Raw genomic sequence first — 20155 nt, 5'->3', positions numbered from 1 at the left:
CTCAGGACGCCAGGGTCGTAGTCTCGTCCGCCGCAAGATCGGCGGTGACATGCAGCATGCCGTCCGCAGCCGACATCACCTGGTCGATCAGCACATTGGTCGTGGTGCTGAGCTCGAGACGATTCTCGATCCAGCGCCAGAGGCCGTGGATCTCGTCCGCCGACTTGCCGTTCGGCGCGAACTCGCTCACCGCAAGGCCGCTCGCGAGCGCGTCCTGGTGATCGTTGCGCATCACGATCAGCGGGCGCGCGAGCACCTCAGCGAGATCGAGCGAAGCCTCGTCGGCGAGCGCGCCCGCGGCATTGTCGATGCGCTGGCCGCGGATCGGCGTCTGGTTCAGCACGAAGCTGTAGGGCCGCTTCCAGGCGCGCGCGACGCTGAGCGTGGAGACGGTCGCCTCGATATCGGCGACGCTTGGGCGGGCCGGGATCAGGCAGAGATCGGAATGGCGGATCGCGGCGGTGGTGGCGGCGGACAGACCGGCCGCGGTGTCGACGATCGCGAGCTGCAGGCCGCTGTCTGCCAGCATCCTCAGACGCGGCTCGATGTCGGCGGCGTGATAGATCGGCTCCACGACGAGATCATCGGCGGTGCGGCGGCGCTGCCAGTTGGACAGGGTGCCCTGCGGGTCCGTCTCGATCAGGCGGACGGTAAAGCCGGCCTGCTTGGCGGCCAGCGCGAGGCCGACGGCGAGCGTGCTCTTGCCGCTGCCACCCTTTTGGGTGGCCAGTACGATCGTGTGCATTTGAAGCTCAATCCTTTGGAGTGCTTGGGTCAGGAATACGCCACGCGAACGTGCATCGATCTTGATGCTGAGCTCTTCTCGCTCAGGACGTGCCGGCCCGATCCAAAGGGGGATCGCGGTGGTCCGAATCAACGGTCACAAAGATGGCGGAACAGGGAATGCCAGCTAATCCGTACCAATACTGGACCAGTAGTCGTACGTATGATGTGCTTGCTGCCGTGAATAGCAGGGGCAGACAAGATGAGCGGCAACTGGCGCGACCGGACGGCAACCACCTTTGACTGCCAGAAGATGCCGGCGGTCTCGAGCCGCGGCATGGTGGTCAGCAACCACCCCCTGGCCTCCAGCGCCGGCGCCGAGATGCTGGCCGCCGGTGGTAACGCCATCGATGCCGCGATCGCCACCCTGTTCACGCTGACCGTGGTCGAGCCGATGATGGTCGGCATCATCGGCGGCGGCATGGCACACATCCGGCTAGCGGACGGCAGCCATCGCATCATCGATGGCCAGAGCACCGTACCCTCGGCTGTTCGTGACACCACCTACACCTCCAAGCCCGGCTCGGCGCACGACGTGTTCGACACTGTCGGCGACGCGAATCTCAACGGTGCGAAGGCCGTTGCCACGCCGGGCTCGCTGAAGGCCTGGTGCGAGACGCTGCGCCGGTTCGGCACCATGAGTCTCGCCGACGTCTTGCAACCCGCCATCAAGCACGCCGCGCGCGGCTATGCGGCAACGCCTTATTTGCACGAATGCATCAGCGAGAGCGCTGCCGAGATGCGCAAGGACAAGCCGATTTCGGCGATCTACTTGCCGGACGGTGAGCCGCTCAAGGTCGGCGAGCGCGTGGTGCAGGCCGAATATGCCGAGACCTTGCGCACTATCGCCGAGCACGGCGAGACCGCGCTCTACGACGGGCCACTCGGCGATATTCTCGCCGATTACATGGAGAAGGCCGGCGGCTTCATCGGCCGCAACGATCTCACCGGCTACAAGCCCGTCGAGCGGCAGCCGATCCGCGCCGATTATCGCGGCTGGACCATTTTGGGCCCGCCGCCTCCGGCCGCCTCCGGCGTGCATATCGCGCAGATGCTGAACATCCTGGAAGGCTACGACATCGGCGCACTCGGCTTCAGCACGCCGGAAACGATCCATTTCCTCGCCGAGGTGCTGAAGATCGCCTTTGCCGATCGCGCTGCCGCCAGCGGCGATCCTGATTATGTCGGCGTGCCCGTGGAGAAGCTGACCTCGAAAGTCTATGCCGAGGAGCGCCGCCGCGCCATCGATCCGGCGCGGGCGCGGATCTGGGGTGCCGGCGTGTCGCAGCTCGAAGGCGCGCACACCACGCACATGACGGCGGCCGATAGTTTCGGGAACGTGGTCGCGACCACGCAGACCATCAACAATCTGTTTGGCGCCAAGATCATGATCCCGGGCTTGGGAGCCATCGCCAACAACTACATGAACTTGTTCGATCCGCGACCGGGCCACGCGCTGTCGCTGGCGCCGGGCAAGCGCGTCACCACCTCCATGTCGCCGATGATGGCGCTGAATGGTGGCAAGCTGCGCTATGCGCTCGGCTTGCCCGGAGGCAAGCGCATCTTCCCGAGCGCGATGCAGGCGCTGGTCAATCTGATCGACCACGGCATGAGCCTGCAGGAGGCCGTCGAGGCGCCGAGGGTCTGGACCGAAGGCAATGCGCTCGAGGTCGAGCAGACGGTGCCGGAGAGCGTGCGTTTGAGGCTCGCGGCGCTTGGCCACAAGGGGCAGCCCGTTCCGACCGTCGCCGGCGGCATGAACGGGATCGCCTTCCACGACGACGGCACCATGACCGGCGCCGCCTGCTGGCGCGCCGACGGTACGCCCGTCGGCATTTCGGGCGGCCTTGCGAAAAGCGGAATCAGGTTCAGGCTCGCCTGACGGCTCTCATTTCTGTGCGCCGCTGCCCGCAAGGTCCGCGGCGGCGCGTGCAACCAGGTCGGTGGCGCTCGCATTGGTCTGGAGCGAGCGGACCTTGACGTCGATCGTGATCAGCTTCCATTCGCCCTCCGACATGGCGTAGTCCAGCGCGTAGCTCAGCTGCGATGGCGTCGTATCGAAATGGCCGCGCAACAACAGCGCGCCGTTGTCGTCGATCCTGGGCTCTTCCGTCGTCACGATCGGCATGCCGGCGATGGCATCGATGTGATGTCCGGCAAAGGTCGCGAATGCCTGCTTCAGCGTGGCGACGGAAAAGCGCTCGCGAAACGGCCTCGCCATCTTCGCGTGGAGGACGTTGTAGTTGCCGGTGAGATTGGCGTCGTTGAGCGTCAGCAACGCCACCTTCACCATCACCTCTTCCACTTTCGGCGTCGGCAGCGCCGACGATTGTGCCAAGGCGGAAAAGTTCAACAGTGCGGTCGCTGCCGCCGCGGAAGAAGAGACAAGACGCCGCCACATGCTACTTGCGCACGCAGATCACGCGCACGACGGCGGCTTTGGCATCGCTCGAGGTGCCGTTCGCCGCGACCTGGTTGCCCTTCAGGAAATCGCGCACGGCATCTACGGACACCATCACGGCCTGCGAGGCCGGCGCCGATGTCGCGGGGCCCGCCAGCATGGCCGGCTTCAACAGCGCAATGCCGGCGAACTTGCCGTCGCCATCGATTGCCAGTGCACCGGAAAACCCGACCGCGGGCGGCGGGGCCAACGCGGAATCGCTGCCCGGGAACGGCGCCAGCGCGGCCTTGACGACCGACACGCCGCCCGCACCGCCCTGGCTCTGCGGATCGGCGATGCCGACGACATCCACGTTCGTCCTTGCCGCGCCGCCAGCGAGGCTGAACGGTTTCAAGCCGCGTGCACCGTAGATATGCAGGAGCGCAAGACCTCGCTCCTTGTCTTCGGCAAGGCGGTCGGCACTGCCATGGCCGGCGATCGTGATCGCGAGACAGCCGTCGGTGACGAGACGGTCGGCCAGAATCGCGCCGTCGTCGCTGACGACGATTCCGGTGCCGTATTCGACGGTCTTGCGCGGCGGCGGCCCGGCCATTGGTCCCGACGGGAACGCGTTGAACGCGCTCGACATCGCAATCACGACCGGCTCGACCGTGTTCTCGGTCGCCTGATCGTAAAGGATCGTCATGGTGCGGACCTCGTCGCCCTTGAAGGTGCCGCGGACATAAAACTTCTTCAGGCCTTGCAAGCCCGAGAGGACGAAGAAATCGGGCTTCACCACGGTGTAGTCGACCTTGCGGCCGGACGGCTCCTTCTCGAGTTCCACGAGCTTTGCCGAGGTCGGGTTCGCCTCCTTGCGGCGGCTGAGCAGCACCTGAACGGTTCCGGTCGGCGAGGTCCATTTCGAGCCGTTGGCGTCGCTCGCCTGCTGCGGCACCAGCTTTGAGGGGATGCCGAGCCGGGCGCCGCTGGTCGGTTCCGTCACGATTTTCCAGCCGACGCTGTCCTGCTTCTTTCGTGCCGTCTCGGCGAGCGCGGCGCGTTCCTGCGGATTGAGCACGCCGGTCGGCTTGCCGCCCTTGGCCTTCTGGTATTCCTTGATGGCGTTGACCATGCGCGTGCTGACGTCGCCGGTGATGGCGCCGTTGTACTGGCCGATCCAGGCGAGGTCGGATTGCAGCGACAGCCGCTCCGCCTGCGTCATCGCGTCCGCCGTCGCCGATGGCGTCTGCATGGCCGGTGGCTGGATCGGCACGGTCTGGACCATCTTGGGCTTGGTCCCGGCGATCGGCTGCGTCGTCATCTGGGCGTTCGCGGCCGTGGCAGCCGCAAACATCAAGGTTGCCGTAAGCATCGATCTCATGACAAATCCAACCAGCCCATTGAACGCCAATACGTTGAAAAGCGTGCCATTGAAGCACATCTCGTTGGTCGCGAACAATGTTGGGGTGGTTCAGGTGGCGTAGAGGTCACGAACTCAGGCCCTCATCCTGAGGAGCGGCCGAAGGCCGCGTCTCGAAGGATGGCCGCAGGCGAGATCGGGGCCTTCATGGTTCGAGACGCGCGTTCCGCGCTCCTCACCATGAGGGTCCGAGAGCACGAAGGATAACGATGCTGAGTCCGGACGAACTCGAACGCTATGCCCGTCATATCGTGCTGCGCGATGTCGGCGGACCGGGCCAGGCCGCGCTGAAGCGGGCCTCGGTGCTGGTGATCGGCGCCGGCGGCCTCGGCGCGCCCGCTCTGATGTATCTGGCCGCGGCCGGTGTCGGCACGCTCGGCGTGGTCGACGACGACGTCGTGTCGCTGTCCAACCTGCAGCGTCAGGTGATCCACACCACGCCCGATATCGGCCGGCACAAGGTCGAGAGCGCTGCCGAGCGGATCGCAGCGCTCAATCCGCATGTCCGCTTCGTCGGCCACGCCACCTGGCTCAACGCCGACAATGCGCTTGGCCTGATTGGCGACTACGACCTCGTGCTCGACGGCTCCGACAATTTCTCGACGCGCTATCTCGTCTCGGACGCCTGCTTCTTCGCCAAGCGGCCGCTGATTACCGCCGCGCTCGGCACCTTCGACGGCTCGCTCACCACCATCCGCGCGCACGAGACCAACGAGCAGGGCGAGTTCAACCCGACCTATCGCTGCCTGTTTCCGGAGGCTCCACCGCCCGGCACGGTGCCCGCCTGCGCGGAAGCCGGGGTCATGGGCGCATTGGCGGGCGTGCTCGGCTCGATGATGGCGCTGGAGGCGATCCGCGAGATCGTCGGTTTCGGCGATGGCCTGGTCGGCCGCCTCCTGATGATCGATGCGCGCGCGATGCGCTTCGAGACGCTGCGTTACGCGCGCGCCCCTGCCAATCCACTCAACGGCGACGGGCCTGTGGTCGTCGACCTCAGCGCCCATCGCGCGTAGCCGCGTGGCACGAAAATAGATACTTGCAAGCGTCTCTCTTCGTGATTGAATTCACCCGCCGCAAGGCAAATGGATGATTTCAGATTGGAGATTGCGATGAAGTACATCTCGAGCTGGAAATTGCCGCCGAATTTGATCGACTCTGCAATCGAAAAGTTTCTGAAGACAGGGGGAGCACCACCCGAAGGCGTGAAGATGCTCGGCCGCTGGCATGGAATGAATGGAACGGGCTTTGCAATTTCGGAGAGCAACGACCCGAAGGCCATGTATCAATGGTATGCCCAATGGGCCAACGTGATGGAGATCACTGTTACTCCATGCGTGGAAGACGCCGAAGCCGGCCCAGTCCTCGCCGCCTTGGCGAAGCAGTGACTGGCTCGGGGCGGCCGTAGTCCACTGCGGCCGCTCCGCTCAAGATTACGAGCCAAACCTGCGAGCGTTGGGGGCGCCCTACAGCATACCCGGCAGCACGCGATCCGGCGGCTTGTGGGCGTCGAGGAAGGTGCGGATGTTGATGATCACCTTTTCGCCCATCTCGACGCGGCCTTCGATCGTGGCCGAGCCCATATGCGGCAGCAGCGTCACCTTGCCGGCCTTGGCGAGCCGCACCAGCTTCGGGTTGACCGCGGGCTCGTGCTCGTAGACGTCGAGGCCGGCGCCGGCGATCTCGCCGCCTTCGATCAGCTTGATCAGCGTGTCCTCGTCGGTGACCTCGCCGCGCGCGGTGTTGACGATATAGGCGTCCTTGCGGATCAGCTTCAGCCGCCGCGCCGAGAGCAGGTGGTAGGTCGCCGGCGTGTGCGGGCAGTTCACCGAAATGATGTCCATTCGCGCCAGCATCTGGTCGAGGCTTTCCCAATAGGTCGCGCCAAGCTCTTCGGCGATGACAGGGGCGACGGGACGGCGGTTGTGATAGTGGATCTGCAGGCCGAAGGCGCGGGCGCGGCGCGCGACCGCCTGACCGATGCGGCCCATGCCGATGATGCCGAGCCGTTTTCCGCCGATGCGATGGCCGAGCATCCAGGTCGGCGACCAGCCCGCCCAGGGTTTGCCTTCGGTCAGGATCGAGGCGCCTTCGATCATCCGCCTCGGCACGGCGAGGATCAGCGCCATGGTCATGTCGGCGGTGTCCTCGGTCAGGACCTTCGGCGTGTTGGTCACGGTGATGCCGCGGGCATGCGCTGCCGCGACGTCGATATTGTCGACGCCGTTGCCGAAATTGGCGATCAGCCGCAGCTTGCAGTCGGGCTGGTTGACGATGTCGGCGCTGATATTGTCGGTGACGGTCGGAACCAGCACGTCGGCGGTGCGCGCGGCTTCCGCGAGCTGCTCGGTGGACATCGGCGTGTCCTCGAGATTGATCCGCGCGTCGAACAATTCGCGCATGCGCGTCTCGATCGAATCCGGCAGCTTGCGCGTCACCACGACGAGGGGCTTTTTCTTCACCGACATGTCCTGCTCTCATGAGGCGTCGCAGGCCGCCTCTGTCGCCAAAGGCCGGTCGTTGAGGCCTCATTAACCCGGTTGTTCGACACTGCCCTTGCCGTGTCCGTCCCCGGCGTTTCCTTCAAGCTCTCCCGACATTTCCGGCCGGAAAATCGGGGCAAACTGGTTGTTCAAGTGCCCGTCCTCTCTAGCAGAAGGCCGGGCCAAGACAAGAACCACGGGTTAAGGCTTGGAGGATCTGGCTGGGAACACCCGCGTGGGGCGGGCTGACGCGGCAGGTTTGGATTTTGGAGTAGGGACCCGGCTCGGCCGGGTCTTCGACGGGAGACGGGTTGATGGCGTTGGGGCGTTTTTGTTCGGTGATGGCGCTCGCTTGCACCTGGTTGAGCGCCTCGGTCGGCCCCTCGCATTCGGCCAAGGATAATCCCCCTCAGCCCGCCAGCGGCCTGCCGGTGCCGCGCTATGTCAGCCTCAAATCGGATCACGTGAATGTCCGCGCCGGCCCGACCAAGGACAATGACGTGGCCTGGGTCTACACCCGCGCCGGCCTGCCGGTCGAAATCACTGCCGAGTTCGAGAATTGGCGCCGGGTGCGCGATTCCGAGGGCGCCGAGGGCTGGGTCTATCACTCGCTGCTGTCGGGCCGCCGCACCGCGGTGGTCACCATGAAGCACAAGGACGATCTCGCCCCGATTTACGACCGGGCCGATCCCGACAGCGCGGTTGCAGCACGACTCCAGGCCGGCGTCGTCACGCAGGTGAAGAAGTGCGCTGCAAACTGGTGCCGCGTCACCGGCAACGGCTTTGACGGCTGGATCCAGCAGGAGCGCCTTTGGGGCGTGTACTCGGACGAGCAGGTGAATTGACCCGAAGGGTCATCCCGGAGCGATGCGCAGCATCGAATCCGGGATCTCGAGATTCCCCGGTGCGCAATTACGCACCTGAGGTCTGGTGCTGCGCACCATTCCGGAATGACGTGCTAAAAGGAAATGGCCGGGACATAGGCGAGCGCAAGCGACGCCGTCCTTCGGACGGCTATGCCCGGCCATGACGATCAAATCAGCGATGTAGACTGATCTCAGCGCTTCTTACGCAGGCGCACGACCATGTCGATGCGCGAGATCTCGTAACCCTCGGGCACCTCCGGCATCTTGGACAGTGCCAGATGCGGATCCTCGATATCGACCAGCTCGTGGCTGTTCTCGAGGTAATAGTGATGGTGGGTGGTGACGTTGGTGTCGAAATAGGTCTTGGTGCCGTCGACGCTGACCTGGCGGAGCAGGCCGGCATCGGTAAGCTGGTTCAGCGTGTTGTAGACGGTCGCCAGCGACACCGGGACCTTGGCCAGGGTCGCTTCCTCGTAGAGCATTTCAGCCGTCAGATGACGTGCACCCTTGCCGAACAACAGCCAGCCGAGCGCCATGCGCTGGCGCGTCGGACGGAGCCCTGCGGACTGGAGCATTTCGTTGACGTCGTGCCAGGGGCAGCCGGTCAAGGCCGGCTGGCGGCCGGACAGCAGGGCTGCGGTGTGGACATCATCGTCGTGACGGGGCGCGGTATTCTCGCTCATTTCCAGATTTCGGGCACGCGTGAACAATATCTCTAAGCAATATAGGAAGAGAAAGATGCAGATGCAAGTTTCTCGCAACTAGAGAGGTTCTAATCAGCCTTGGAACCGGGCGTGGATCGCGTCATTTTACCTTCATGGATGCGCTTTGCCACCCGAAAGGCCTGTGTTAGAGAGCGCGCGGTTCCGCTTAGCCGATTTTGGCGCAGCCGGGCATCGAGGCCCGTCCGCCGTCCATCCGAGCATGTGTGAGCCGCGCCTGACGGGTGGCAATTGGCGTTGCTCTCCGACCGAGACGGGGCCCAATTTCGCCAAAAAACGCCGCTCAATCGGAATTTTGACAGAGGCACGTGCATGCTGAACAGGCGCAATGGTTACGAATATGAAGATCTGCTGGCCTGTGCTCGTGGCGAGATGTTCGGCCCGGGCAATGCCCAGCTGCCTCTGCCGCCGATGCTGATGTTCGATCGGATCACCGACATCAACGAGGATGGCGGCGAGTTCGGCAAGGGCCTGGTGCGCGCCGAGCTCGACGTGAAGCCCGCCCTCTGGTTCTTCGGCTGCCACTTCAAGAACGATCCGGTGATGCCCGGCTGTCTCGGCCTCGACGCGCTCTGGCAGATGGTCGGCTTCTATCTGGGCTGGATCGGGGGTGAGGGTCGTGGTCGCGCGCTCGGCCTCAACGAGCTGAAGTTCAGCGGCCAGGTCCTGCCCGAGGCGCGCCGGGTTGTGTACAACGTCGATATCAAGCGCGTGATGCGTTCAAAGCTGGTTCTCGGTATCGCCGACGGGTGGCTTTCGGTCGATGATCAGATTATTTATCGCGCGAAAGACCTGAAGGTCGGCCTGTTCAAGCAGGGCACGAGCCTGGGCTGAACGCATCACCACGAAGAGAACGAGAAGACAACGAGCAGGGCGAGGCTGTCATGAGGCGGGTTGTGGTCACCGGGATGGGCATCGTCTCGTCGATCGGAAACAACACCCAGGAGGTGCTTGCGAGCCTTCACGAGGCGAAGTCGGGCATTTCTCGGGCTGAGAAATATGCCGAGCTCGGCTTTCGTTCGCAGGTGCAAGGCGCGCCGACGCTCGATCCTGCGACGGTCGTCGACCGCCGCGCCATGCGTTTCCTCGGTCAGGGTGCGGCGTGGAATCACGTCGCGATGGAGCAGGCGATTCAGGACTCCGGTCTGTCGCCCGACGAAGTCTCCAACATCCGCACCGGCATCATCATGGGCTCCGGCGGCCCGTCGGCGCGCACCATCGTCGAATCCGCCGACATCACCCGCACCAAGGGACCGAAGCGCGTCGGACCGTTTGCAGTGCCGAAGGCGATGTCGTCCACGGCCTCCGCGACGCTTGCCACTTGGTTCAAGATCAAGGGCGTGAACTACTCGATCTCCTCGGCGTGCGCGACGTCGAACCATTGCGTCGGCAATGCCTATGAGACGATCCAGATCGGCAAGCAGGACGTCATCTTCGCCGGTGGCTGCGAGGAGCTGGACTGGTCGCTGTCGGTGCTGTTCGACGCCATGGGCGCGATGTCCTCGAAGTACAACGATCCGCCCGCCACGGCCTCGCGTCCCTACGACGTCAACCGCGACGGCTTTGTCATCGCCGGCGGCGCCGGCGTGCTGGTGCTGGAAGAGCTCGAGCATGCCAAGGCGCGCGGCGCCCGTATCTATGGCGAGATCGTCGGTTACGGTGCGACCTCCGACGGCTACGACATGGTCGCGCCGTCAGGCGAAGGCGCCGAGCGCTGCATGCGCATGGCGATGTCGACGGTGAAGACCAAGGTTGACTACATCAACCCGCACGCGACCTCGACGCCGGCCGGCGATCCGCCGGAGATCGAGGCGCTGCGCAAGGTGTTCGGCACCGGCGAGAAGTGTCCGCCGATCTCGGCGACCAAGGCGTTGACCGGCCACTCGCTCGGCGCTACCGGCGTGCAGGAGGCGATCTATTCGCTGCTGATGATGAACAACGGCTTCATCTGCGAGAGCGCCCACATCCAGGAGCTCGATCCCGTCTTCGCCGACATGCCGATCGTGCGCAAGCGCATCGACAACGTCAAGATCGGCACCGTGCTGTCGAACTCCTTCGGCTTCGGCGGCACCAACGCCACGCTGGTGTTCAGCCGGATGGATGTGTGAGCACGGACGTCGTCATGCCCCGCCTGGTGCGCAATTGCGCACGGGGGGCGGGGCATCCAGTACGCCGCGGCTTCTCGATCTATCACGAGTTTCTCTGGGATACTGGATCGCCCGCCCCAGTGCGCAGCGCGCACAAGGCGGGCGATGACACCGAATAGTGGAGTTACGAGGCAATGGAAGGACTGATGCAAGGCAAGCGCGGTCTGATCATGGGCATCGCCAATGATCATTCAATCGCCTGGGGCATGGCCAAGACGCTGCACGCCCACGGCGCGGAGCTTGCCTTCACCTTCCAGGGCGAGGCCTTGGGCAAGCGGGTCAAGCCGCTGGCGGACCAGCTTGGTGTCGATCTGGTGCTGCCTTGCGACGTCGAGGATATCGCCAGCGTCGATGCCACCTTCGCCGTTTTGCGCGAAAAATGGGGCAAGCTCGACTTCGTCATCCACGCCATCGGTTTTGCCGACAAGAACGAGCTTAAGGGCCGCTACGCCGACACCAGCCGCGAGAATTTTTCGCGCACCATGGTGATCTCCTGCTTCTCGTTCACGGAAATCGCGAAGCGCGCGGCCGAGCTGATGACCGAGGGCGGCAGCATGATCACGCTGACCTTCGGCGCCTCCGAGCGCGCGATGCCGAACTACAATGTGATGGGCGTCGCCAAGGCCGCGCTGGAAGCCTCGGTGCGCTATCTCGCCTCCGATTTCGGGCCGCGCGGCATCCGCGTCAACGCGATCTCCGCAGGGCCCATCCGCACGCTTGCCGGCTCGGGCATCGGCGAGGCGCGCGCGATGTTCGCCTTCATGCAGAAGCATTCGCCGCTGCGCCGCGGCGTCACGCTCGACGATCTCGGCGGCTCGGCGCTGTATCTGTTGTCGGATCTCTCCGGCGGCGTGACCGGCGAGATTCATTACGTCGATTCCGGCTACAACATCGTCCTGATGCCGCGGCCGGACGATTTGAAGGCTACGGAGTAGGACGCCGTAGGATGGGCAAAGGGAACGTAAGCGATGTGCCCACCATCTCTCACTAATCGGGCACGCTTCCGCCTTCGCTCTTCGAGCTACGGCGGACAAGTCGCTTTGCCCGTCCTTGCAAATCCTGAGTTTGTCTACCCCGCGGCGATCTTCTCCGCGCGCTGGAACGCCGGGCGCGCGATGCAGCGCGCCAGATAAGCATCGAAGGCTGGGCGCGACGGCACCATCTTAAACAGCCGCACCGCGAAATTCAGGCCCGAGCCGATCGTGATGTCGGCGGCCGAAAACTCCTCGCCGAGAATCCACGGCCCCTTGGCGAGCGCGGCCTCCAGCACGTCGAACACCTGCGTCGCGCTACCCCAGGCCGCGGTCGAGGTCGGGATCTCGATCTTGGTGAAGATCTGGATGATGGCGGGCTCGATACAGCCCGGCGAAAAGAACAGCCATTGCAGATAGCGCGCCCGGCGCGGATCGGTCACCGCGGGCGCGAGCTTCGTCTCCGGGTAGCGATCGGCAATGTAGGCGCAGATCGCCGCGGCTTCACCGAGCGCAGCTTCGCCGTCGCTGAGCGCCGGCACCTTGCCCATCGGGTTGATCTTCAGATAGTCCGGCGCTTTCTGCGCGCCGGTCGAGATGTCGGTCAGCACGCGCTCATAGGGCAGGTTGCTCTCCTCCATCAGCCAGAGCGTCGAGAACGAGCGCGAGCGGGGCGACCAATAGAGCTTGATCATGGTGCGGACCTTCGACAGGTGTAAGAGACAAGGCCCATTCATTGCTTGTTTGCTTTGAATCCGCAACGCACAACGCCTAGGCGGAGACAGCGTTCAGCGAGCGACATCTGGGTCACTCGAACGAGTTCTGCGAATCGAGCGCGTTACTCTTCCTTTAGATAGCCGGGGAGGCTCCGGTCGAGCCTTTCTAAGACGAGCGCACGCGTTCTCTCGCGCAACGCCGCGTTGGTCGAAGCTGTCTCGGGCGGATCTGGGAAAAGCGAATTGTCCAGCTTCGTGATCGGGTCTTCAAACAGACGCATGCTTGTGGCGAGGCTCGCGCCGATATCTGTAAGGGGACGCTTGATCTGTTCGTAGCTGCGGCCGTCAATCAGCGTGATCGCAACATTGGCGAAAAGGTGTGAGTGCCGAATCAAGCTGCCGAGCCCCTGGTTGTAGGTGCCGATGCCGTTCAGCGTCATGTTCGAGTTCGGCAGCTTCGTCTTGAAAGTGGTTGCGACGAGATAGCGATCGCAATTTGCATTCGGGGTGAACCCCTTCACGATCACCGGCAGAGTCTCTTTGGGGTCCGGGATGAAGATCGCCTTCGCATGATAGAAGGGATCGAAGGCGCCCTTGGGATAAGCGATCCTGCGTATCGAGGGATCGTTGTTCGTTGCCGCGCGCACGCGCGCAAAAACGAGATCATCCAGGCCCCAGTCGATCGGGACCTCTTTTGCTTCCGCCTCGAAGATTGTGACGCCGAACTTCTGTACGGAGTAATGCTCGCCGATTGCCGAGATTACGCCGAGACGGCACGGACCGCCGTTCATCTGCTCGGTCGGTTTGATTGCCGCAGCTTTCGGCTTCGGCGCCGCTTTCTTGACGGTCGGCTTTGAGGGAGGCGTGGGTGGCGCGGTGATCGCAGGAGGAGTTTGAGCTGCTGCCAGAGCTAGAGAAGACAGCAAAACGATCGCGGGAGCAGCAAATCGAATCATGGATTCCAGGGCATCAGCAGCGGGAGAATATCGATCACGCCACCCTAGATTAGCACGGTAACAACCGCAAGCTGCACCCGCGTGCCGCTACCTATCCGTTGGCCGCTGTTGCTTCCACCGGTAATATTTCATCACGAACTCGTTCGACGGCTCGACCTCCTCCTTCTCGAACACAAAGCCTTCGCGCTGGTACCAGCGCCAGGCCTTTTCGTTCTCGCGGACGCAGCGCAGGTACATCTCGTCCGGCATCTGCGTGCGGGTGAAGGCGAGCAATTGCCGGCCGAGCGATTGGCCCTGATAGGCGGGCGCGACGAACAGCATGTCGAGATAGAGCCTCGGCAGATGCAGCGCCAGCATCGCAGCGATCGCGCCGTGATCGTCGGCGACGAACAGACTCCAGCCGTCCGCGATCTCGCGTCTTATGCGTGCACGCAAATTGGCCAGCAGGAAGTCGCTGGCCTCGCCGAGACCGGTGGAGACCCAGCTTTCCATCCAGACTCGGCCGATCTCGTCGTACTCCTCCGGGCGAGCGGGGCGGATGATGGGATTCGACATCTGGTCAAGCCCGCTGGCTGCGCACGGATGGCCGCGCGCGCACCTTGCCGGCCGACAGGCACACCACTTCGGAGATCTGCAGCAGCTGGCGCGCCAGCGGGCTGGTCTTGCGCCAGACCATGCCGATGGTGCGCGACGGCTCGGGGGCGCGGAAGCGCGCCAGCGAAACCGAGGCGGAGCGCGTCTCCACCGGCACCGCCATCTCCGGGATCAAGGTGACGCCGATGCCGGCGCTGACCATCTGCACCAGCGTCGACAGCGAATTGGCATCCAGCATCTCGCGCGGCGGCGCCGACTGCATGTTGCAGAACGACAGCGCCTGATCGCGGAAGCAGTGTCCCTCTTCCAGCAGCAACAGCCGCATCTCGCGCATCATCTCGCGCGACGGCACCGGTGTGCCCTCGTCCGCGCCCGGCCGCACCAGCAGGAATTTCTCCTCGAACAGGGCGACCTCGGTGAGCGACGGCTCGGACACCGGCAGGGCCACGATGGCGGTGTCGAGCCGCCCTTCCACCAGCTCCTGGATCAGCCGCGGCGTCATGGTCTCGCGCACGCGGATGTCGAGCTCGGGGTGCATGCGCGTGAGATTCTTGGTGATCTTCGGCAGGAGATAGGGCGCGATGGTTGGGATCATGCCGATGCGTAAGCGGCCCGCGAAGCGGTCCTGCGAGGCGCGGGCGAAATCGCCGAGTTCATCGACCGAGCGCAAAATGTCGCGGACGCGCTGGGCGAGTTCCTCGCCGAACCGCGTCAGCGCCACTTGGCGCGCGCTGCGCTCCAGCAGCAGGCCGCCCAGCGCTTCCTCCAACTCCTTGATCTGCATCGACAAAGCCGGCTGCGAGATGGAGCAGGCCTCGGCCGCGCGGCCGAAATGGCCGTGACGGGCCAGCGCATCGAAATACCGGAGCTGGCGCAGCGTGACGTTCAGCATCAGGAAATCTTATTGCAGCGATCATTAAAGTCAACTTCACCTGATCGAACGTGAGGCTTAGAGTGGTTCTACCTGGTCAAAGGCGCGAGTTCGACGCCACCAGAGGAGGTATTCATGGACGACTCTTCGAAGTGCCCGTTTTCGGGCGGAAAACCCACGCGCGTGAACCGCGACTGGTGGCCGACGCAGCTCAACATCGAGGTGCTGCACAAGAATTCCGCCCTGTCCGATCCCATGGGCAAGGACTTCGACTACGCCAAGGAATTCAAGTCGCTCGATCTCAACGCGGTCATCAAGGACCTGACCGCCCTGATGACCGATTCGCAGGAATGGTGGCCCGCTGACTTCGGTCACTACGGCGGCCTCATGATCCGCATGGCCTGGCACAGCGCGGGCACCTACCGCATCACCGACGGCCGCGGTGGCGCCGGTGCCGGACAGCAGCGCTTCGCGCCGCTCAACAGCTGGCCCGACAATGCCAATCTCGACAAGGCCCGCCGCCTGCTGTGGCCGATCAAGCAGAAGTACGGCCGCAAGATTTCCTGGGCCGATCTGATGGTGCTCGCCGGCAACGTCGCGCTGGAATCGATGGGCTTCAAGACCTTCGGTTTCGCCGGTGGCCGCGCCGACGTCTGGGAGCCGGAAGAGCTCTATTGGGGCCCCGAGGGCACCTGGCTGGGCGATGAGCGCTACAGCGGCGAGCGCCAGCTCGCCGAGCCGCTCGGCGCCGTGCAGATGGGCCTCATCTACGTCAACCCGGAAGGCCCGAACGGCAAGCCGGATCCGGTGGCCGCGGCCAAGGACATCCGCGAGACGTTCGCCCGCATGGCGATGAACGACGAGGAAACCGTCGCGCTGATCGCCGGCGGCCACACCTTCGGCAAGACCCATGGTGCTGGCGATCCTTCGCTGGTCGGACCGGAGCCGGAAGCGGGCGCGCTGGAAGATCAGGGCCTCGGCTGGAAGAGCAAGCACGCGTCGGGTCTGGCGGGGGATTCCATCACCAGCGGTCTCGAAGTGACCTGGACCACGACGCCGACGAAGTGGAGCAACAACTTCTTCGAGAACCTGTTCAAGTACGAATGGGAGCTGACGAAGAGCCCGGGCGGTGCGAACCAGTGGACGGCCAAGGGCGCCGACGCGATCATTCCCGATGCCTTCGACAAGTCGAAGAAGCATCGGCCGACGATGCTGACGACCGACCTCTCGCTGCGCTTCGATCCGGCCTACGAGAAGATCTCGCGTCGTTTCCTCGAGAATCCCGGTCAGTTCGCTGACGCCTTCGCCCGCGCCTGGTTCAAGCTCACTCATCGCGACATGGGTCCGATCCAGCGCTATCTCGGCCCGCTGGTGCCGAAGGAGACGCTGATCTGGCAGGATCCGATCCCGGCCGTGAATCACGAGCTGGTCAGCGATCAGGACATCGCCGCACTGAAGACCAAGATCCTGGCTTCGGGCCTGTCGGTCTCCGAGCTGGTCTCGACCGCCTGGGCGTCGGCCTCGACGTTCCGCGGTTCGGACAAGCGCGGCGGCGCCAATGGCGCGCGCATCCGCCTCGCCCCGCAGAAGGACTGGGAGGTGAACCAGCCGGCTCAGCTCGCCAAGGTGCTGGGCAAGCTCGAAGCGATCCAGAAGGACTTCAACGCCTCCTCGGGCGCCAAGAAGGTCTCGCTCGCGGACCTGATCGTGCTCGGCGGCACCGCCGCAGTCGAGAAGGCTGCGAAGGATGCCGGCGTCGACGTCAAGGTCGGTTTCACGCCGGGCCGCATGGATGCTTCACAGGAGCAGACGGACGCTGAGTCGTTCGCTCCGCTCGAGCCGCGGGCCGATGGCTTCCGCAACTATGTCGGCAAGAAGCATCAGTTCCTGCAGCAGGAGGAAGCGCTGGTCGATCGCGCCCAGTTGCTCAGGCTCACCGGCCCGGAGATGACGGTTCTGGTCGGCGGTCTGCGCGTGCTCGGCGCCAATGCGAACGGGTCGAAGCACGGCGTCCTCACCACGAAGGTGGGAACGCTCTCCAACGACTTCTTCGTCAACCTGCTCGACATGAGCGCGCAGTGGACGCCGGTCGCCGACGGCAGCTACGAGGCCCGCGACCGCAAGACCAACGCGGTGAAGTGGACCGGCACACGCGCCGACCTGATCTTCGGCGCGCACTCGCAGCTCCGCGCCTTCGCCGAGGTCTATGCCACCTCGGACTCCAAGGAGAAGTTCGTGCAGGACTTCGCCAAGGCCTGGACCAAGGTGATGAACCTCGACCGCTACGACATCGTGGCGTGAGGCGGTTTACCTCTCCCGCTCTTGTCCGCCGAAGCTTCTTAGCGAAGGCGGATGCGGGAGAGGGCTCATATCGCCCAGAGTTAACAAAAAGGGCGGCCTCTCGGCCGCCCTTCGTGTTTCCGATGCCGTGAAGCGATTACTCGCCGGCGGCTTCGCGTGGGGCCTTCTCGCCCTCGGCAGCCTTTTCCTTGCCCTCGAGGTCTTCGCCGGTGGTCTGGTCGACCACCTTCATCGACAGCCGGGTCTTGCCGCGGTCGTCGAAGCCGAGCAGCTTGACCTTGACCTTGTCGCCTTCCTTGACGACGTCGGAGGTCTTCTGCACGCGGTTGGCCGCGAGCTGGCTGATGTGGACGAGGCCGTCCTTGGAGCCGAAGAAGTTCACGAAGGCGCCGAACTCCATCACCTTGACGACGGTGCCGTCATAGATCTGGCCGACTTCCGGATCGGATGCGATCGACTTGATCCACTTGATCGCGGCCTTCATCGCCTCGCCGTCGCTGGAGGCGACCTTCACGGTGCCGTCGTCCTCGATGTTGACCTTGGCGCCGGTCTTCTCGACGATCTCGCGGATGACCTTGCCGCCGGTGCCGATCACTTCGCGGATCTTGTCGGTGGCGATCTTGAAGGTCTCGATGCGCGGCGCGTATTCGCCGAGCTCGGCGCGCGCGGCGGTGAGGGCCTTGGCCATCTCGCCGAGGATATGGATGCGGCCGTCCTTGGCCTGAGCCAGCGCCACCTTCATGATCTCTTCGGTGATGCCCTCGATCTTGATGTCCATCTGGAGCGAGGTGATGCCCTGCTCGGTGCCGGCGACCTTGAAGTCCATGTCGCCGAGATGGTCTTCGTCGCCGAGGATGTCCGAGAGAACCGCGAAGCGCTTGTCTTCGAGGATCAGGCCCATCGCGATGCCCGCGGTCGGCCGCTTCAACGGCACGCCGGCATCCATCAGCGCCAGCGAGGCGCCGCAGACCGAGGCCATCGAGGACGAGCCGTTCGATTCGGTGATCTCCGACACCACGCGCGTGGTGTAGGGGAATTCGTGATGCGGCGGCAGCACCGGATGGATCGCGCGCCAGGCGAGCTTGCCGTGGCCGATCTCGCGGCGCTTGGTGCCGCCGAGGCGACCGGTCTCACCGACCGAATAGGGCGGGAAGTTGTAGTGCAGCAGGAACGTCTCCTTGTACGTTCCCGACAGCGCGTCGATGTACTGCTCGTCCTCGCCGGTGCCGAGCGTGGTCACGACCATCGCCTGGGTCTCGCCGCGGGTGAACAGCGCCGAGCCGTGGGCGCGGGGCAGCACGCCGACTTCGGCGACGATGTTGCGCACGGTCTTGCTGTCGCGACCGTCGATGCGCTTGCCGGTGTCGAGGATGTTCCAGCGAACGATCTTGGCCTCGAGCTCCTTGAACACGGCAGCGATGCGCAGCTTGTCGTATTTCGGCTCCTGGCCCTCCGGGAAATAGTGGGCCATCACCTTTTCCTTGGCCTTGCCGACCGCGGCGTAGCGGTCCTGCTTGACCGGGATCGCATAGGCGGCGCGCAGCTCCTGCTCGATCAGACCGAGCATTTCCTTCTCGAGCGCCGCATTGTCGATTACAGTGACTTCGCGCGGCTCCTTCGCGGCCTTCTCGGCCAGCTCGATGATGGCGTTGATGACAGGCTGGAAGTGACGGTGACCGAACATCACCGCGCCGAGCATCACGTCTTCGTTCAGCTCCTTGGCTTCCGATTCCACCATCAGCACGGCGTCGGCGGTGCCGGCGACGACGAGGTCGAGCTGGGTGTCGACCATCTCGTCCAGCGTCGGGTTGAGAACGAATTCGTCATTGGCAAAGCCGACGCGGGCAGCGCCGATCGGGCCCTTGAAGGGCACGCCGGACAGCGTCAGCGCTGCCGAGGCCGCGACCATCGCAACGATATCGGGATCGTTCTCCATGTCGTGCGACAGCACGGTGACGATCACCTGGGTCTCGTTGCGCCAGCCGTCGACGAACAAGGGGCGGATCGGACGGTCGATCAGGCGGGAGACCAGCGTCTCCTTTTCGGTCGGACGGCCTTCGCGCTTGAAATAGCCGCCGGGAATGCGGCCGGCAGCGTAGGCCTTCTCCTGGTAGTCGACGGTCAGCGGCAGGAAGTCGACGCCTTCGCGCGGCGCCTTTGCCGCGACGACGGTAGCAAGCACAACGGTCTCGCCATAGGTGGCGACGACGGCGCCGTCGGCCTGGCGGGCGATCTTGCCGGTTTCAAGCTTGAGCGGGCGTCCACCCCAGTCGATCTCGACTGAATGCTTATTGAACATAGAGGTCTTCTTTCATGGGTTCTCGAAAGAGGGACGACCCCGAAAAGCAAAAACCATGCGCAAGATTGCGGGACGCTGATCGGAGCGGATGATCAGCGTCCTGCGATCCTGCCATGGTTTTTGGATTTCGGATGGCGTCCATCCTTTCGGGTCATACGGGCGCCTTGCCCGTTGTGCCCAGCCGCCGGATTGCTGCTGGACTGTCAGTCGGCACGAATGCGAACACCGAACCTTCGATCTTCGCTCATCATGCCCGGATGCTGGCCGTCAACGGCTCGCATCCGACGTGCGCGCAACCTCGATCAAAAAGCTTAAAAACAAGCGCTTTCGTTCGAAACCACGTGCGAAAACGCGCGCCGGTGGCGCGCGCAGGAACTCTTAACGACGAATATTGTGCTTCTCGAGCAGCGCCTTGTACCGCGCCTCGTCCTTCTTCTTGAGATAGTCGAGGAGCGAGCGGCGGGGCGAGACCAGCTTCAAGAGGCCGCGACGCGAATGGTTGTCCTTCACGTGGGTCTTGAAATGGTTGGTGAGGTTGTTGATGCGTTCCGACAGGATCGCGACCTGAACCTCGGGCGAGCCGGTGTCGCCGGCCTTGGTGGCATTCGTCTTGATGACTTCCGCTTTGCGTTCTGCGGCAATCGACATC

The 20155-nt window shown here is 64.1% G+C and carries 19 protein-coding genes; 8 read left to right on the top strand and 11 right to left on the bottom strand.

Annotated elements, in window-relative coordinates; all coding sequences use genetic code 11:
* Position 1: 1 nt before the first annotated feature.
* Positions 2-745 carry a ParA family protein gene (locus X268_RS32010; protein ID WP_128928647.1) on the bottom strand — a complete coding sequence of 248 codons (744 nt, stop codon included), beginning with the start codon at positions 743-745 and terminating at the stop codon, positions 2-4.
* Between the two features lie 240 nt (positions 746-985).
* Between X268_RS32010 and ggt the strand changes: the two genes are divergently transcribed.
* A complete protein-coding gene (gene ggt / locus X268_RS32005; RefSeq protein WP_128928646.1) occupies positions 986-2665 on the top strand; it encodes a gamma-glutamyltransferase in 1680 nt (559 codons plus the stop codon).
* A 6-nt stretch (positions 2666-2671) separates the two neighbouring features.
* On the opposite strand, the gene X268_RS32000 is transcribed toward ggt, so the two are convergent.
* On the bottom strand, positions 2672-3136 hold the full coding sequence (locus tag X268_RS32000) for a hypothetical protein (protein WP_128928645.1): 465 nt from the start codon (positions 3134-3136) through the stop codon (positions 2672-2674).
* Between the two features lie 49 nt (positions 3137-3185).
* Positions 3186-4544, bottom strand: coding sequence for a peptidoglycan-binding domain-containing protein (locus tag X268_RS31995; RefSeq protein ID WP_164938044.1), 1359 nt, complete (start codon positions 4542-4544; stop codon positions 3186-3188).
* Positions 4545-4792: 248 nt separating this feature from the next.
* Between X268_RS31995 and X268_RS31990 the strand changes: the two genes are divergently transcribed.
* The gene (locus X268_RS31990) at positions 4793-5596 is read left to right on the top strand and encodes a HesA/MoeB/ThiF family protein (RefSeq protein ID WP_128928644.1); all 804 of its coding nucleotides are present in this window, start codon (positions 4793-4795) and stop codon (positions 5594-5596) included.
* A 96-nt stretch (positions 5597-5692) separates the two neighbouring features.
* A complete protein-coding gene (locus X268_RS31985; protein ID WP_128928643.1) occupies positions 5693-5968 on the top strand; it encodes a DUF3303 domain-containing protein in 276 nt (91 codons plus the stop codon).
* Positions 5969-6046: 78 nt separating this feature from the next.
* On the opposite strand, the gene X268_RS31980 is transcribed toward X268_RS31985, so the two are convergent.
* A complete protein-coding gene (locus tag X268_RS31980; protein ID WP_128928642.1) occupies positions 6047-7048 on the bottom strand; it encodes a 2-hydroxyacid dehydrogenase in 1002 nt (333 codons plus the stop codon).
* Positions 7049-7377: 329 nt separating this feature from the next.
* On the opposite strand from X268_RS31980, the gene X268_RS31975 reads away from it, so the two are divergent.
* Positions 7378-7908: an SH3 domain-containing protein gene (locus X268_RS31975; RefSeq protein WP_128928641.1), complete on the top strand. Its 531-nt coding sequence runs from the start codon at positions 7378-7380 to the stop codon at positions 7906-7908.
* 212 nt (positions 7909-8120) lie between these two features.
* Here X268_RS31975 and irrA read toward each other — a convergent pair whose 3' ends face one another.
* Positions 8121-8612, bottom strand: a complete 492-nt coding sequence (gene irrA, locus X268_RS31965; protein ID WP_128928640.1) for an iron response transcriptional regulator IrrA — start codon at positions 8610-8612, stop codon at positions 8121-8123.
* A 351-nt stretch (positions 8613-8963) separates the two neighbouring features.
* Here irrA and fabA point away from each other — a divergent pair, with 351 nt between their 5' ends.
* From fabA to fabI, 3 genes are all read left to right on the top strand, one after another.
* Positions 8964-9485 carry a bifunctional 3-hydroxydecanoyl-ACP dehydratase/trans-2-decenoyl-ACP isomerase gene (gene fabA / locus X268_RS31960; RefSeq protein WP_128928639.1) on the top strand — a complete coding sequence of 174 codons (522 nt, stop codon included), beginning with the start codon at positions 8964-8966 and terminating at the stop codon, positions 9483-9485.
* Between the two features lie 50 nt (positions 9486-9535).
* Positions 9536-10759: a beta-ketoacyl-ACP synthase I gene (fabB, locus tag X268_RS31955; protein WP_128928638.1), complete on the top strand. Its 1224-nt coding sequence runs from the start codon at positions 9536-9538 to the stop codon at positions 10757-10759.
* A gap of 173 nt (positions 10760-10932) precedes the next feature.
* Positions 10933-11733, top strand: a complete 801-nt coding sequence (gene fabI / locus X268_RS31950) for an enoyl-ACP reductase FabI (RefSeq protein WP_128928637.1) — start codon at positions 10933-10935, stop codon at positions 11731-11733.
* Between the two features lie 134 nt (positions 11734-11867).
* Here the strand turns inward: fabI and X268_RS31945 are convergent, their stop codons facing one another.
* The 4 genes from X268_RS31945 to X268_RS31930 all read right to left on the bottom strand — a co-directional run bounded on the left by X268_RS31945 (position 11868) and on the right by X268_RS31930 (position 14927).
* Positions 11868-12464: a glutathione S-transferase family protein gene (locus X268_RS31945; protein ID WP_128928636.1), complete on the bottom strand. Its 597-nt coding sequence runs from the start codon at positions 12462-12464 to the stop codon at positions 11868-11870.
* A gap of 143 nt (positions 12465-12607) precedes the next feature.
* Positions 12608-13441: a hypothetical protein gene (locus X268_RS31940; RefSeq protein ID WP_128928635.1), complete on the bottom strand. Its 834-nt coding sequence runs from the start codon at positions 13439-13441 to the stop codon at positions 12608-12610.
* A gap of 87 nt (positions 13442-13528) precedes the next feature.
* Positions 13529-13996, bottom strand: coding sequence for a GNAT family N-acetyltransferase (locus X268_RS31935; RefSeq protein WP_128928634.1), 468 nt, complete (start codon positions 13994-13996; stop codon positions 13529-13531).
* A gap of 4 nt (positions 13997-14000) precedes the next feature.
* On the bottom strand, positions 14001-14927 hold the full coding sequence (locus X268_RS31930) for a hydrogen peroxide-inducible genes activator (protein WP_128928633.1): 927 nt from the start codon (positions 14925-14927) through the stop codon (positions 14001-14003).
* A 114-nt stretch (positions 14928-15041) separates the two neighbouring features.
* Between X268_RS31930 and katG the strand changes: the two genes are divergently transcribed.
* The gene (gene katG, locus X268_RS31925; RefSeq protein ID WP_128928632.1) at positions 15042-17207 is read left to right on the top strand and encodes a catalase/peroxidase HPI; all 2166 of its coding nucleotides are present in this window, start codon (positions 15042-15044) and stop codon (positions 17205-17207) included.
* A gap of 136 nt (positions 17208-17343) precedes the next feature.
* On the opposite strand, the gene pnp is transcribed toward katG, so the two are convergent.
* Entirely contained in the window at positions 17344-19506 is a 2163-nt protein-coding gene (pnp, locus tag X268_RS31920; RefSeq protein WP_128928631.1) for a polyribonucleotide nucleotidyltransferase, read from the bottom strand.
* 378 nt (positions 19507-19884) lie between these two features.
* The gene (gene rpsO / locus X268_RS31915) at positions 19885-20154 is read right to left on the bottom strand and encodes a 30S ribosomal protein S15 (protein ID WP_128928630.1); all 270 of its coding nucleotides are present in this window, start codon (positions 20152-20154) and stop codon (positions 19885-19887) included.
* Between the last annotated feature and the right edge of the window lies 1 nt (position 20155).

This window comes from Bradyrhizobium guangxiense (assembly GCF_004114915.1).
GTDB classification, from domain to species: domain Bacteria; phylum Pseudomonadota; class Alphaproteobacteria; order Rhizobiales; family Xanthobacteraceae; genus Bradyrhizobium; species Bradyrhizobium guangxiense.
The sequence above is the reverse complement of the archived record's forward strand: the minus strand, read 5'-3'. Positions and strand labels throughout refer to the sequence as shown.

Bases quoted from the DNA above. Each gene is read 5' to 3' on its own strand.
- fabI (WP_128928637.1), top strand. From the start codon at position 10,933: ATGGAAGGACTGATGCAAGGCAAGCGCGGTCTGATCATGGGCATCGCC.
- X268_RS31975 (WP_128928641.1), top strand. From the start codon at position 7,378: ATGGCGTTGGGGCGTTTTTGTTCGGTGATGGCGCTCGCTTGCACCTGG.
- rpsO (WP_128928630.1), bottom strand. From the start codon at position 20,154: ATGTCGATTGCCGCAGAACGCAAAGCGGAAGTCATCAAGACGAATGCC.
- pnp (WP_128928631.1), bottom strand. From the start codon at position 19,506: ATGTTCAATAAGCATTCAGTCGAGATCGACTGGGGTGGACGCCCGCTC.
- X268_RS31995 (WP_164938044.1), bottom strand. From the start codon at position 4,544: ATGAGATCGATGCTTACGGCAACCTTGATGTTTGCGGCTGCCACGGCC.
- X268_RS31940 (WP_128928635.1), bottom strand. From the start codon at position 13,441: ATGATTCGATTTGCTGCTCCCGCGATCGTTTTGCTGTCTTCTCTAGCT.
- irrA (WP_128928640.1), bottom strand. From the start codon at position 8,612: ATGAGCGAGAATACCGCGCCCCGTCACGACGATGATGTCCACACCGCA.
- X268_RS31980 (WP_128928642.1), bottom strand. From the start codon at position 7,048: ATGTCGGTGAAGAAAAAGCCCCTCGTCGTGGTGACGCGCAAGCTGCCG.
- X268_RS31990 (WP_128928644.1), top strand. From the start codon at position 4,793: ATGCTGAGTCCGGACGAACTCGAACGCTATGCCCGTCATATCGTGCTG.
- X268_RS31945 (WP_128928636.1), bottom strand. From the start codon at position 12,464: ATGATCAAGCTCTATTGGTCGCCCCGCTCGCGCTCGTTCTCGACGCTC.
- fabB (WP_128928638.1), top strand. From the start codon at position 9,536: ATGAGGCGGGTTGTGGTCACCGGGATGGGCATCGTCTCGTCGATCGGA.
- X268_RS32010 (WP_128928647.1), bottom strand. From the start codon at position 745: ATGCACACGATCGTACTGGCCACCCAAAAGGGTGGCAGCGGCAAGAGC.
- X268_RS31930 (WP_128928633.1), bottom strand. From the start codon at position 14,927: ATGCTGAACGTCACGCTGCGCCAGCTCCGGTATTTCGATGCGCTGGCC.
- ggt (WP_128928646.1), top strand. From the start codon at position 986: ATGAGCGGCAACTGGCGCGACCGGACGGCAACCACCTTTGACTGCCAG.
- fabA (WP_128928639.1), top strand. From the start codon at position 8,964: ATGCTGAACAGGCGCAATGGTTACGAATATGAAGATCTGCTGGCCTGT.
- X268_RS31985 (WP_128928643.1), top strand. From the start codon at position 5,693: ATGAAGTACATCTCGAGCTGGAAATTGCCGCCGAATTTGATCGACTCT.
- X268_RS31935 (WP_128928634.1), bottom strand. From the start codon at position 13,996: ATGTCGAATCCCATCATCCGCCCCGCTCGCCCGGAGGAGTACGACGAG.
- katG (WP_128928632.1), top strand. From the start codon at position 15,042: ATGGACGACTCTTCGAAGTGCCCGTTTTCGGGCGGAAAACCCACGCGC.